Origin of the sequence: Vescimonas fastidiosa (assembly GCF_018326305.1) — a bacterium.
GTDB lineage: Bacteria > Bacillota > Clostridia > Oscillospirales > Oscillospiraceae > Vescimonas > Vescimonas fastidiosa.
Window position 1 is genome coordinate 40,444 of record NZ_AP023416.1, and the last position, 13,266, is coordinate 53,709.

Annotated in this window: 7 protein-coding genes, 7 tRNA genes and 2 rRNA genes; 3 read left to right on the plus strand and 13 right to left on the minus strand. The window is 54.5% G+C overall.

Annotated elements, in window-relative coordinates:
• Positions 1 to 159: 159 nt before the first annotated feature.
• Together KI236_RS07320 and KI236_RS07325 are read left to right on the plus strand one after the other, a co-directional pair.
• Positions 160 to 495 (plus strand): hypothetical protein, encoded by a 336-nt coding sequence (locus KI236_RS07320; protein ID WP_212820728.1) that lies wholly within the window; start codon positions 160 to 162, stop codon positions 493 to 495.
• Positions 496 to 639: 144 nt separating this feature from the next.
• The gene (locus KI236_RS07325) at positions 640 to 1,794 is read left to right on the plus strand and encodes a tyrosine-type recombinase/integrase (RefSeq protein WP_212820730.1); all 1,155 of its coding nucleotides are present in this window, start codon (positions 640 to 642) and stop codon (positions 1,792 to 1,794) included.
• A gap of 71 nt (positions 1,795 to 1,865) precedes the next feature.
• On the opposite strand, the gene KI236_RS07330 is transcribed toward KI236_RS07325, so the two are convergent.
• The 4 genes from KI236_RS07330 to KI236_RS07345 all read right to left on the minus strand — a co-directional run bounded on the left by KI236_RS07330 (position 1,866) and on the right by KI236_RS07345 (position 7,334).
• Positions 1,866 to 2,969 carry an SLC13 family permease gene (locus tag KI236_RS07330; RefSeq protein ID WP_228738122.1) on the minus strand — a complete coding sequence of 368 codons (1,104 nt, stop codon included), beginning with the start codon at positions 2,967 to 2,969 and terminating at the stop codon, positions 1,866 to 1,868.
• Between the two features lie 559 nt (positions 2,970 to 3,528).
• Positions 3,529 to 4,857: an amino acid permease gene (locus KI236_RS07335; RefSeq protein ID WP_212820732.1), complete on the minus strand. Its 1,329-nt coding sequence runs from the start codon at positions 4,855 to 4,857 to the stop codon at positions 3,529 to 3,531.
• Complete coding sequence (locus KI236_RS07340; protein WP_212820734.1) at positions 4,820 to 5,977, minus strand: iron-containing alcohol dehydrogenase; 1,158 nt, start codon at positions 5,975 to 5,977, stop codon at positions 4,820 to 4,822. Before KI236_RS07340 ends, KI236_RS07335 begins: the two co-directional genes overlap by 38 nt.
• Before the next feature lie 82 nt (positions 5,978 to 6,059).
• Positions 6,060 to 7,334: a cysteine desulfurase-like protein gene (locus KI236_RS07345; RefSeq protein ID WP_212820736.1), complete on the minus strand. Its 1,275-nt coding sequence runs from the start codon at positions 7,332 to 7,334 to the stop codon at positions 6,060 to 6,062.
• Between the two features lie 229 nt (positions 7,335 to 7,563).
• Here KI236_RS07345 and KI236_RS07350 point away from each other — a divergent pair, with 229 nt between their 5' ends.
• Positions 7,564 to 8,802 carry a PucR family transcriptional regulator gene (locus KI236_RS07350; protein ID WP_212820738.1) on the plus strand — a complete coding sequence of 413 codons (1,239 nt, stop codon included), beginning with the start codon at positions 7,564 to 7,566 and terminating at the stop codon, positions 8,800 to 8,802.
• Between the two features lie 380 nt (positions 8,803 to 9,182).
• On the opposite strand, the gene KI236_RS07355 is transcribed toward KI236_RS07350, so the two are convergent.
• The 9 genes from KI236_RS07355 to KI236_RS07395 form a co-directional block, all read right to left on the minus strand.
• A tRNA-Thr gene (locus tag KI236_RS07355) sits at positions 9,183 to 9,258 on the minus strand.
• Positions 9,259 to 9,261: 3 nt separating this feature from the next.
• Positions 9,262 to 9,338: transfer RNA gene (locus tag KI236_RS07360), tRNA-Asp, on the minus strand.
• A 73-nt stretch (positions 9,339 to 9,411) separates the two neighbouring features.
• Positions 9,412 to 9,487: transfer RNA gene (locus tag KI236_RS07365), tRNA-Trp, on the minus strand.
• A 3-nt stretch (positions 9,488 to 9,490) separates the two neighbouring features.
• A tRNA-Ile gene (locus KI236_RS07370) sits at positions 9,491 to 9,567 on the minus strand.
• 70 nt (positions 9,568 to 9,637) lie between these two features.
• A tRNA-Asn gene (locus KI236_RS07375) sits at positions 9,638 to 9,712 on the minus strand.
• Position 9,713: 1 nt separating this feature from the next.
• A 5S ribosomal RNA gene (gene rrf, locus KI236_RS07380) occupies positions 9,714 to 9,829 on the minus strand.
• A gap of 69 nt (positions 9,830 to 9,898) precedes the next feature.
• Positions 9,899 to 9,973, minus strand: a tRNA-Glu gene (locus tag KI236_RS07385).
• A gap of 43 nt (positions 9,974 to 10,016) precedes the next feature.
• Positions 10,017 to 10,092, minus strand: a tRNA-Lys gene (locus KI236_RS07390).
• An 86-nt stretch (positions 10,093 to 10,178) separates the two neighbouring features.
• Positions 10,179 to 13,023, minus strand: a 23S ribosomal RNA gene (locus KI236_RS07395).
• Positions 13,024 to 13,266: the final 243 nt, after the last annotated feature.

The following is a 13,266-nucleotide window of genomic DNA, read 5'->3' on the forward strand; positions in this document are numbered from 1 at the left end:
GGGATTCAGAGCCTCTTTCGGGCGGATTTTTGTGGACTTCCCCGGCTCTGCGGAGGACGAAGGAAGAGGCAGGAGAAAGGCATTGGCGCTTTTCTGCGCCAACGCCGTTCGCGGCAGCCCGCAGTGCGGACTGCCACGAGGGTTTGCGGCGTTTTGAGATTGACGCTGATTATCGGGGCCCGAATGTACTTTGGCGCTATTCTTTGTAAAAAAGCCGTCAGTCCCGTGTTTACAAGGCTTTCGGCGGGCGCATATCTGCCTCGTGCACTGCAAGAGGTGCTGGAGGGTACGCTGGGTGTGTTCGGTGAACGGCTGGGCAGACTGCTGCTCAAGCTGGCGGTGGAGCACAACATGACCAACCATCTGTTGGGCGGCGACATGGATATGGCACGCGACGAGTACAGCAAGATGCGCGGCAGCAGCGTCCGCGAGGTGTCGGCGACCCATGGAACGATCTCCTTCAAGGATGTGCTGCTGTTCTACAAAGAAGACTGACCGACGCAAAACCTGCGTCGCAGTAAGCAAAGAGAAACACGAGAACTAATTGATAACTTTCCCTTAACTCTTAATTTCGGCGGTGGCTATTTAGACTGCAGTGTGGTATGTATGTTGGCTAACAAAAGAAAAGGAGCTGATTCAATGGCCAAGAAACGCGCCAACGGTGAAGGTAACATCCGCAAACGCAGCGATGGTCGCTGGGAGGGCCGCTATACCGCTGGCTACAACCCCGAAACCGGCAAGCGCATCATCAAAAATGTCCTGGGCAAGACCCAGGCGGAGTGCAAGGCGAAGCTGGCCGCCGCTATGGAAGCCACCAAGGGTGTCGACGTCAGCCGCGCAGATGAGTATACCGTGGCCACATGGCTGCGGAGCTGGTACGACATCTACGCCAAGCCCAATGTGCGGGTGGCCACGGCGGATCGCTACCACCTGATGATCGAGCAGTATACCATCCCCCGCATCGGCAGCATTAAGCTCACGAAGCTGACTGCCCACGACCTGCAAAAGCTCTACAAGGAGCTGATGGAGAGCGGCCGCACCAGAGGTAAAAGCGGTCACGGCAATCCGGGACTCAGCAGCACCACCGTCCGCAGCCTGCACCTGATGCTCCACAATGCCCTGAACCGCGCCGTAAAAGAACGCCTGATCCTCCGCAACCCCACCGAGGACTGCATCGCACCGAAGGTGCAGAAATTCGAGATGCAGATCCTCCAACCGGAGCATATCAAGACCTACCTCGACGCCGCAGAGAAACGGGGACTGCTGCCCATGTTCTATCTGGAACTGGTCAGCGGGCTGCGCAAGGGCGAGTTGACTGCCCTCCTGTGGAGCGACCTCGACATCACGGACAAAACCATCTCCGTCAGCAAGCAGTATGTCAAAAATCCTAACGGAGAGCTGACCCTCTCCCGCCCCAAGACAGAGACATCGGTCAGAAAGGTCAGTATTCCACAGGAGGCTGTTGACCTGCTGGCTGCCGAACACAAGAAGCATCCCGACAACCCATATATGTTCCCATCGCCCGTCACAGGGGAGATGTATTACCCCGATTCCATTGTGAACCTGCATAAGAAAATTCTGAAAGACGCCGGGCTGCCGCATATACGCTTTCACGATCTCAGGCACACATTTGCCACGCTGGCTTTACAAAACGGCGTGGACGTGAAAACTGTCAGCAGTATGCTGGGGCACTACGATGCGGGGTTCACTCTCCGCACCTACACCCACGCCACCCGCCAAAAGCAGGACGAGGCCGCACAGACTATGGGCAGCTTCATGGCACAGGTGATGTGAGCTGATCAAACTGCACCACAATAACAAACTATAGCTCCTGCCCATGGGGCAGGAGCTCTAATTTACTCATTTCACCGCATCCAGAGTGTCATGGCTACCAACAGGACGCCTAGAAAACCGAAGCTGATGGCGGAGAACAGCACCATGAACCGCCCCGTCTGCCCCTTGACGTGCTTTGTGTATTCCCGGAAAGTGATCAGGCTGGCCAGTGACGCCACCAGCGTCCCCGCGCCGCCGATATTCACGCCCACCAGCAGTCCTCGATAGTCGTCGGTGAACCGGCTCAGCAGGATGGCTGCCGGTACGTTGCTGATGACCTGACTGGTCAGTGCCGCCACCGGCATGGCCCCGTGGGTGAGCAGCTTCCGGAACAGCTCACGCACCGGCTCAATCCGCGCCATGTTGCCCGAAAAGGTGAAAAACGCCGCAAACGTCACCAGCAGTCCCCAGTCCACGCCCAGCAGCGCACGGCGATCCAGCACCAGCAGAGCCATCACGATAACGAGCAGTCCCAGCCAGTAGGGGATTCCCCGCAGCACCATAGCCACCGCCACGCAGAACAGTACGCCGTATACCGCAGTACGACGCTTGTCCGGCAGTGTCTCCTGCCGGAGGGCAGTCAGCCCTTCACGGGGCAGAAACAGACAGCACAGCAGGATCAGCGCCGTGGACAGCAGGAACGGCGGCAGCATAATGGACAGGAATTCCCCGTTAGGGATGTTGTAGTGGTTGAACAGATACAGGTTCTGGGGATTGCCGAAGGGCGTCAGCATACCGCCCAGGTTGGCGGCGCAGTTCTGCAGAATGAATGTCAGCGCCGTCCATTTCGTCTGGCCGGTGCGCTCCAGCACAAACCAGTTGAGGGGCAGGAACGTCAGCAGTGCTGTGTCGTTGGTCAGCAACATGGAGCCCACCAGCGTGATACCTACCAGCGCCGTCACCGCGCCGCGGGTGGTGTGGAACACCTGCACCAGCCTCTGCGCCAGCAGAGGAAACAGTCCCACGCGGCGCAGCGCACCCACCACCGCCAGCACGCACAGCAGGCAGGATAGCGTTTTCACATCGTAGTAGCCAAGATAGGCCGCGTCAGGCGGCACGAACACCGCCGTCACCGCCGCGGCCAGCACCGCAATCACCGGCATGGCGTTGGCCTTACACCATCGTAACAGCTTCATAAATACCTCGCACAGCCTCGTAAGAGGCAGAAAGAATCAACGGCAGATACTGTAGCATATCCTGCCGCAAAATACAAGAACGCGGCGAAACAAAGAAAAGACCTTTCAGAATAACGGCTTTTCCGTCCGCTCATCTTTTGCCCTTTCCGAGCATTTCCCCGTGTGGGTCACGGTGTGGGTCAGCTTGCGATGGTGTGAGAATCGTTATGTTTTGCACTGCTGGAAGCAGTAAACGAACACCTTGGAAACAACATCAAACTCTTGCAACTCATATGTATCCACAACTTTGACCAAAATACGATGCAATTCCTTCACAGAGACTTTCCTTTGATAATAAGTGTACCATAAATGCAGGCAGTTCACAAGTTTTTACGCTGTTCATATTTTGCGCTACAGTAAACAAAGAAAAAGTGTTGTCTCTGTCAGACGCGCAGCTATGTACTGACTTCTCCTCCAACAAAATATTTACATTTTCTTTCTACAGAAAAATGCCAGGAAGCCGCCTGTCTCAATGAGACGGACGGCTTTTTGGCAAAGAATCAGTAAGAAGAGAGCAATGTCAATCGTGCGGCATCTTTGCAGTCTTTCCTCTTCCAAAGCAGAGGTAGTACCCAGATGCTGCGGCATAGACCACGACCACCCATTTCAGAGCGGACAGGTTCGTGACCAATACGCAGATGAACAGCAGTACCACAAGCACCATGGCGATACCCGGCACCACAGGATGCGGTATCTCAAAGGGGCGCTCCAATGTCGGCTCCTGCCGGTACAGGCGGATATTGGACAGGATGACCAGCGCATACATGAGGAGCGCCGCAAACACAGAGATCGTCACCATTAGCGCAGTTTTTCCGGTCAGGCACAGGCAAAGCGCCAGCGCTGACGGGATCAGCAGTCCAAAAGTCGGTGCACCATGACGGTTCAGCCGCGCGAACAGCTTCGGCAGATAGCCCACGCGTCCCATGGCATACGCCTGACGGGAGAACGCCATCACGATAGAAGAGAAGGACGCGACCATGGCAAAGAGCGCGATCGCGGCAATTACCTTCGGAAGAACAGAGCCTTCCCCCAGCGCCAACTCAAGAGAGCGGGCCAGCGGATAGTCCACTTTGGCGATCTCGTGGTAGTCGGCAATGCCTGCGGGCAGCAGCAGGTCGATGAGCGCCGTGATAAACAGCGTAACCAGCGCAGGAACATAGCCCCGCAGGATGCCGGTTTTGGGGTCTTCCATCTCCTCAGACTGCATAATGGGGCCATCTACCGCGAAGTAGAACCACATGGCAAAGGGAACGGCTGCGGCCACGCTGGATAATCCCGCCGCAGGCGGTTCGTCCAGCATCAAGCGCTCCGGCTGAAAGTGCAGCAGCGCTACCACCGCAAACAGCACCAGTCCCGCCAGTGCCGCAATGGTGGCGATCAGTTCAAACCGGGAGGATGATTTCGCGCCCAGCAGATTCAGCGCCACAAACAGGCAGAAGAACACCACAGTGGCGGTCATGGCGGGGATCGCCGGAACGAGGTAATGCAGCAGTTGGCCGGTGGTGATCGCCACCGCGCAGGGCGCGACAATGTACGCCACCAGCACGGAAAAGCCCGCAATAAATCCCGCAAAGCCACCCATGGAGCGGCGGGCGTACTCAGAGGCGCCACCTGCGCTGGGTCTGCTGACCGCTAACTCCATATAACAGGCCATGAAGCAGACGTACATCGCCGTTACCGGCAGAAACGCCAGCAGGAAGGAGCCGGGGCCGCCGGTCTCAAAGCCATAGCTGAAGCCGTAGTAGTTGCCGGAGCAGACCGCCCCTACCGCCAGCGCCCACAGGTGCCGGGGCTTCAGGACTTTTTGCAGCTTACTCTCCGGCATAGGCTTTTTGGAACAGTTCTTCAAACGCCTCCACGGTCATTTCGCGGGGATTGCTGGGGGTGGAGACATTGGCCATAGCCGCCACTGACAGGGCGTGGAAGTCCTCCGGCTTGATCTCCGGGTGCTCGCGCATAGGCTTGATGTCCACATCGGTGCACAGCTGGCGCAGACCGTCCACACAGGCGGCAGCGGCTTCTTCCGCAGTCTTGCCGGTGACATCAAGTCCCATAGCCTCGGCCACATCGGCGTATTTCTTGGTGTTGGTGGGCAGATTGTAGGCGGTCACAGTGGGCAGCAGGATAGCGTTGGCCACGCCGTGGGGCAGGTCGTAACGGCCACCCAGGGCTTCTGCCATGCAGTGAACGGCGGCCACATCAGAGTAGCCGAAGGCGATACCGGCGATAGTGCTGCCCAGCATCATGCCGGTGCAGGCGTCCAGAGAACGGTTATTCACCGCATTGCGGAGATTCTTGGAGATAAGCTTGATAGCGTAAAGCGCATAGGCGTCCGTGTGGGGAACGGCCAGCTTGCAGGTGTAGGCTTCCACCGCATGGGTCATGGCGTCGATACCGGTGGCGGCCATGATGTGGGGCGGCAGGCCCATCAGCATGGTGGGGTCAACCAGCGCTATTTTCGGCGCGGCCTTGGCGTCGAAGATGTTCAGCTTCACATGGGTCTCGGAATCTGTCACCACGGCGAAAGGCGTTACCTCACTGCCGGTGCCGGCGGTGGTGGGAATAGCGATCAGCGGTGTGATGGGACGCAGCAGCTTGTCCGCGCCGCACCAATCCTGCACCTTGCCGCCGTGGGTCAGCAGCGTGCCGATAGCCTTGGCGGTGTCCATGGAGCTGCCGCCGCCTACTGCCACCAAGCAATCGATGCCTGCGGCCCTGGCGGTCTCATAGCCCTCGACACAGTGATAATCTCTGGGGTTGGGAACGATCTTATCGTAATAAGTATAGGGAATGTCGGCGTCTCGCAGACTGGTCTCTACATCACGGGTCAGACCGGCACGGATGACACCCTGATCGGCCACGATCATCACATGAGTAGCGCCCAGAGACTTGGCGCACACACCGGCTTCCTTGACAGCGCCCACACCGAAACGAATGGTGGTGGGGAGTGAAAATGTATATTGCAGCATATTCATATCCTCCTATGGAACGAGGCAGGGACAGGCATCGTCCCTGCCTCACTTGTTATGATACGATTGGTTGGATTTCCGCTCAGCGGTTGCGGGCCAGCTCGGCCACGGTGTTCAGCACACGGTCGATGTCGCTCTCGGTGCAGTAGGGAGCCATGCCCAGACGGATCAGGCCGCCGCTCTCAGCAAGGCCCAGCGCAGCCACGGCTTCCACGGCGTAGAAGTCGCCATGCCAGGAGTTGATGCCCTTGCTGCCAAACACCTCCGTGACCTGTTCGGGTGCATAGCCTTCCATGGTAAAGGAAACGGTGGGGGTGCGGGGCTGACCCTCAGCGGGGCCGTAGACCGTCACACCGGGGATAGCCCGCAGGCCCATACGCAGCTTCTTGGCCAGCTCCATCTCGTGGGTGTCCATGGCCAGCACACCGGCCACGATGTTTCTGCGGCGACCGGTCAGGCCCTTCAGCTCATCCTCAAAGTACTCAGCGTATTTTTCGCCCTCGGCGGCGATGAAATTCACGGCGGCGGTGATGCCTGCCAGCGTCTCGTACTGAGGCGTACCCATGTGGAAGCGGCGGCCACCCTTGGCGATATCGTCACACATGGTGTTGTTGAAATCCAGAGAGGCGATGTATTCCTTCTTCAGATAGATGACGCCGCTGTGAGGGCCAAACCACTTGTAGGGGCTGCACAGCAGAGCGTCGGTGCCGATGGCCTTCACATCCACGGGACGGTGGGCGGAGTAGTGAACGGCGTCCACCACAGTAAACGCGCCGTACTCGTGCGCCAGATCGATGAACTTCTTCACGTCGGTGATGGTACCCAGGGCGTTGGAAGCCCAGTTCACGGCAACGACCTTCGTTTTGTCGGACAGCTTGGACTTGAAGTCCTCAAAGTCCAGCTGCTGGGTGACAGGATCCAGCCGCACGGTCTTGACCACGCAGCCCAGCCGCTTCAGGGACATCCAGGGAGCGCTGTTGCAGCGATGGTCGATCTCGGTGATGATCAGCTCGTCGCCGGGCTTAAAGGTCTTGGACAGGTTCAAGGCCAGATTGTAGCTGTTCTGCGTGGAGGCCATACTGAAGCCTACCTCCTGCACCTCGCAGCCCAGGAAGTCCGCTACGGCGGCGCGGGCCGTTTCCTCGGTATAGCGGGCCATGGTGCTGGCACGGAAGTTGCCGTCTTCGTTAGCGTTGTCGTTGACCATATAGCCCACCATGGCGTCCAGCACCAGCTGGGGGATCTGCGTGCCGCCGGGGCCATCCAGATAAGCAATGGGTGCGCCGGCGATCTCCAGCTTGCAGGCCGGGAACTGTGCGCGGATCGCGTCTACGTCGTACTTGAAACCGTTTTTCATGATATTGTCCACCTTTCTATGCACAAATTATTTGCTTTTGCCTTTGTGTCTTAAGTGTATCACTCTATGCTCAATATCTTCAATGACACGAAATCCAAAAAGGTCGTTCCCAAATTGTAGTTTTTACAACTCGGCCTGCCTTTGTAAATTCTTATGTCTGAAAATATTGCGCTAAAGTCTGAAAGTGGATATAATAAAGGCAATATAATCAGAAACGGAGGGATCGCTTGTGGTTTTGCTGCGGGATATACTATCGGCCCCGTTATTCTCCAACTTTCGGATCGTGTCAGGCTTCAACGGCATCAATACGCCTGTCACGCAGGTAGGCTTTTTCGAGTGGGAGTCCGGCGCGGATATCGAAAGAAACTTTGAAAAAGGCGAGTTTATTATCACCACATTGACGGCGATGAAGGACGATCCCAGCCGTGCGGAAATGTGTCTCCGGACACTAATTCGCCATCAGGTATCCGCCATCGCCATTAAGGATATCTATTATAAAGAGGCTTCCGCGCAGCTAAAGGAGTTTTCAAACACGTGGAACGTGCCGATCCTGTTTTTCAGTGACACGTTTATTGACAATATTATTTTCTACATAAAAACGGCGCTTCTAAAAGAAGACTCCGCCATGCAGGAGCGGATCGTGAAAAGCCTTCTGGCCGATCCTGCTCCTGCACCCGAACAATGTGAGGAGTACGCCCGCAAGCTGAACCCGTTTTTTGAGAAGCAGCTCCTGTTCTGCGCCTATATCTCTGTCAGTGATCTGACATCTGCCACACCTGTAAGAAAACCGCTGCGCTTTGATACTTACGGGAATTTTGAAACGCGAGGCGCACAGGCTTGGCAGCAGAGCTCCGGTAAAGATTCCCTGCCGCCGCTGAAATATTCTATCCTTCCTTACCGACAGGGCGCCTTTCATATCTGTACCACAACGGACATAACTGCGTTTGAGCACGACTTCCCTTTGAAATTCGTCAAGAGCTTTTTCCCGGATTTTGGCAGCGACTACCGCATCGGCTTCTGCACAGAACCGGGAACACTGGCCGACCTTGCACGATCCATGAAAAAGGCGTTCTTCGCCAATATCACATGCACGATCGACGAAATATCTTCTCTGGATTTTTTCGAAACGGGTACGGATCAGCTTCTCTGCCCCGCTTGTTCCTGTAGTTGGAGCAAACAGTACTATCAAAAGCTTTTGGAAAAGCTTTCTGACGCCGGAGATAATTTGGGGGTGTTGATCTCCACCATGATCACCTATACCAGATGCTGCGGAGATGTAGCGCTCACCTCGAAGCTGTCCTATCAGCACGGCAACACCATACGCTACCGATTGCAAAAGATACGCAAAGCATGGGGGATCAATGACGCGTTGAGTTTCGATGCCCAGATGGTCATGTTCTGCCGGCTGCACCATATCTATCAGTTGCTGGAAGAGACACAATTGCTGGAAGAGACAATGCCCTCGTAATGCTTTCAACGAAAAAGTTCCCTGGTTCAAAATTTGAACCAGGGAACTTTTTGGTACATGACAAGTCCGCAAATAAAGCATGCCGGGCCACTACGATGCCGGATTCACACTCCGCACCTACACCCACGCCACCCGCCAGAAGCAGGACGAAGCCGCCCAGACCACGGGTAGCTTCATGGCACAGGTGATGTAAACGCCGAAAATGATAAAAACACCGGAGAGGAAACCGAACTTCCTCTCCGGTGCTCTTTGGGTCTATCGGGACATTTCCGCGTGTGGGTCACGGTGTGGGTCAGGCGGTTGACCCACATTTTGATCCGGACATAAAAGTGCGTTTTTCCAACAAAAAAGCACCGAAAACCGAAGTTTTCGATGCTTTTTGGAGCTGCTGGGCGGATTCGAACCGCCGACCTCATCCTTACCAAGGATGCGCTCTACCTACTGAGCTACAGCAGCATATGGCGACCAAGATGGGGCTCGAACCCACGACCTCCAGCGTGACAGGCTGGCGTTCTAACCAACTGAACTACTTGGCCATATACTGCGCTTTATTGTCGCAATCGAGCTTACTAAGTATAGCAAAAACAACGCAAGTTGTCAATAATAAAATGGCAGGGGCAGAAAGATTCGAACTCTCGACACGCGGTTTTGGAGACCGCTGCTCTACCAGCTGAGCTATACCCCTGTATGGTGGGCCTTCGGGGACTCGAACCCGGGACCGGACGGTTATGAGCCGTCTGCTCTAACCAACTGAGCTAAAGGCCCAAATAGATCGATCTCTGAGGCAAAAAGAGTTGTGCCGCCACCTTTAAAGATGGCGGCACATCCTTTTTTATGGCGCCTTCTGTAGGGCTCGAACCTACAACCCTGCGGTTAACAGCCGCATGCTCTACCATTGAGCTAAGAAGGCGTGTTGGCGCTACCTATTTTTCCGGGCCGTCTCCAGCCAAGTATCGTGGGCAGAAGCGAGCTTAACTTCCGTGTTCGGGATGGGAACGGGTGGACCCTCGCCCTAATCAGCACCAACTATTGAAACCGTGATTCGCGGTAACAAACAGTAGTATATTCACTTTTCCGTACTTTGTCAAGAAAGAAATGGTGACCCGTACCGGATTCGAACCGATGTTAAAGGCGTGAGAGGCCTCTGTCTTAACCACTTGACCAACGGGCCATGTCCGTCTCTCTATCTTCATCAGCTTGCGCTGTCTGAATTCTGGTACACCATCAGGGACTCGAACCCTGGACACCCTGATTAAGAGTCAGGTGCTCTACCAGCTGAGCTAATGGTGCATATTGCACTTACGCGCTCGATTGCACCTTCAAAACCGAACAATGTATTATCGGGAATCAGGAAGGCTTATTGCCTGCATAAATTGTAGGTCAAGCCCTCGGGCTATTAGTACCGGTCAGCTGCGTACATTACTGCACTTCCACCTCCGGCCTATCAACCAGATCGTCTTTCTGGGCCCTTACTCCATAAAGGATGAGAGATCTCATCTTAGGGGGAGTTTCACGCTTAGATGCTTTCAGCGTTTATCTCGTCCATACATAGCTACCCAGCTATGCCCTTGGCAGGACAACTGGTGCACCAGAGGTATGTCCATCCCGGTCCTCTCGTACTAAGGACAGCTCCCTTCAAATCTCTTACGCCCGCAACAGATAGGGACCGAACTGTCTCACGACGTTCTGAACCCAGCTCGCGTGCCGCTTTAATTGGCGAACAGCCAAACCCTTGGGACCGAATACAGCCCCAGGATGCGACGAGCCGACATCGAGGTGCCAAACCTCCCCGTCGCTGTGGACGCTTGGGGGAGATCAGCCTGTTATCCCCAGGGTAGCTTTTATCCGTTGAGCGATGGCATTTCCACTCACATACCACCGGATCACTAACTCCAACTTTCGTTACTGCTCGACCCGTCGGTCTCGCAGTTAGGCTCGTTTATGCGTTTACACTCAATGCACGATTTCCGTCCGTGCTGAACGAACCTTTGAGCGCCTCCGTTACTCTTTTGGAGGCGACCGCCCCAGTCAAACTGCCCGTCTAACAGTGTCCCCCGACCCGATTCAGGGCCGCAGGTTAGGAAACCAGCAATCCAAGAGTGGTATCCCACCGGTGACTCCACCGAAGCTGACGCCCCGGCTTCCTAGTCTCCCACCTATCCTGTACATGAATTACCGATTCCCAGTATTAAACTGCAGTAAAGCTCCATGGGGTCTTTCCGTCTAGTTGCGGGTAACTGGCATCTTCACCAGTACTACAATTTCGCCGGGCGGGCTGTCGAGACAGTGCCCAAATCATTACGCCATTCGTGCGGGTCAGAACTTACCTGACAAGGAATTTCGCTACCTTAGGACCGTTATAGTTACGGCCGCCGTTTACCGGGGCTTCAATTCAATGCTTCGGATTGCTCCTGACATCTCCTCTTAACCTTCCGGCACCGGGCAGGGCGTCAGCCCATATACGTCATCTTTCGATTTAGCATAGACCTGTGTTTTTTGGTAAACAGTTGCTTGGGCCTATTCACTGCGGCCTCTTTCGAGGCTCCCCTTCTTCCGAAGTTACGGGGTCAATTTGCCGAGTTCCTTAACAACCCTTCTCCCGTTGGCCTTAGGATTCTCTCCTCATCTACCTGTGTCGGTTTGCGGTACGGGCACCTTAGCATACACCGGAGCTTTTCTCGCCTCTGAGCATCGCAGACTTCCCTACTATATTTCAGTCCCTTACGCCCAGCTCAACCAACGGCTGGGTTCTGCTATCTCAAAGTGTCCTTCCGGTTTAAGGTTCGGTGGCTACGGAATTTCTACCGTATGTGCATCGACTACGCCTTGCGGCCTCGCCTTAGCTCCCGGCTTACCTTGGGCGGACGAACCTTCCCCAAGAAACCTTAGATTTTCGGCCATTATGATTCCCACATAATTCTCGCTACTCATTCCGGCATTCTCACTCGTGTACAGTCCACCGCTCCTTCCGATGCGACTTCACCCCATACACGACGCTCCCCTACCACTGTTCTTGGAACAATCCTAAGCTTCGGTTATACGCTTAGCCCCGTTACATTTTCCGCGCAGAGTCACTCGACCAGTGATCTATTACGAACTCTTTTAATGAATGGCTGCTTCTAAGCCAACATCCTGGTTGTTTTCGCAACTCCACATCGTTTTCCACTTAGCGTATATTAGGGACCTTAGCTGTAGGTCTGGGCTGTTTCCCTTTTGACAATGAAACTTATCTCACACTGTCTGACTGCTGATCATCAATTAGCCGGCATTCTGAGTTTGATAGAGTTCAGTAAGCTTATCGCCCCCTAGCTCATTCAGTGCTTTACCTCCGGTAATCTAAATCAACGCTAGCCCTAAAGCTATTTCGGGGAGAACCAGCTATCTCCGAGTTCGATTGGAATTTCTCCGCTAACCACAAGTCATCGCCGGTCATTGCAACGAACGTGCGTTCGGTCCTCCATGAGATTTTACTCTCACTTCAACCTGCTCATGGTTAGGTCACCCGGTTTCGGGTCTATGGCAACGAACTTTATACGCCCTATTCAGACTCGCTCTCGCTTCGGCTTCGGTACTGAATACCTTAACCTTGCTCGTTACTATAACTCGCCGGACCGTTCTACAAAAAGTACCTCATCACCCTTTAACGGGCTTTGAGTGCTTGTAAGCACAAGGTTTCAGGTTCTCTTTCACTCCCCTCCCGGGGTCCTTTTCACCTTTCCCTCACGGTACTGCTCCTCTATCGGTCATCAGGTAGTATTTAGGCTTGGATGGTGGTCCACCCGTTTTCCCACGGGGTTCCTCGTGTCCCGCGGTACTCTGGATACTCGCTGTCAGCTTCCTCTTTCAAATACGGGGCTCTCACCCTCTATGGCCGGCCTTCCCATGCCGTTCTTTTAGATTCCTCTGATCGTGATGCAAGTCCTAACCCCGGAGAATAAATCCTCCGGTTTGGCCTCCTCCGCGTTCGCTCGCCACTACTAGCGGAATCTCGGTTGATGTCTTTTCCTGCCCCTACTTAGATGTTTCAGTTCAGGGCGTTCCCTTCGTACGCCTATTTGATTCAACGCACGATACTGGAGTATTGCTCCAGTGGGTTTCCCCATTCGGAAATCTCCGGATCAACGGATATTTGCTCCTCCCCCGAAGCTTATCGCAGCTTGTCGCGTCCTTCATCGGCTCCTGATGCCAAGGCATTCCCCTTGCGCTCTTTATAGCTTGACCTATTAGAGATATGGTTCTCTATAGTTGAATTATGCAGGCAATCACAGATTACGCAAAATTGTTATTGTTACCCTCATCTTTCCAGATGTTGTCCACAATTAAAATCAACTTACTTTCTTTCAAGTTTCCTTGAAAGACCTCTCTGTTGCCTTGCTTTCATCACTTTAATACATTGTTCAGTTTTCAAGGTGCAATCTCCAGCCTTTGTTAAGGCCAGAAATAAGTACTCAATTTCTTTGAATA

Coding starts and splice junctions, on each gene's coding strand:
- KI236_RS07345 (WP_212820736.1), bottom strand. CDS start 7,334: ATGAAAAACGGTTTCAAGTACGACGTAGACGCGATCCGCGCACAGTTC.
- KI236_RS07325 (WP_212820730.1), top strand. CDS start 640: ATGGCCAAGAAACGCGCCAACGGTGAAGGTAACATCCGCAAACGCAGC.
- KI236_RS07340 (WP_212820734.1), bottom strand. CDS start 5,977: ATGCTGCAATATACATTTTCACTCCCCACCACCATTCGTTTCGGTGTG.
- KI236_RS07330 (WP_228738122.1), bottom strand. CDS start 2,969: ATGAAGCTGTTACGATGGTGTAAGGCCAACGCCATGCCGGTGATTGCG.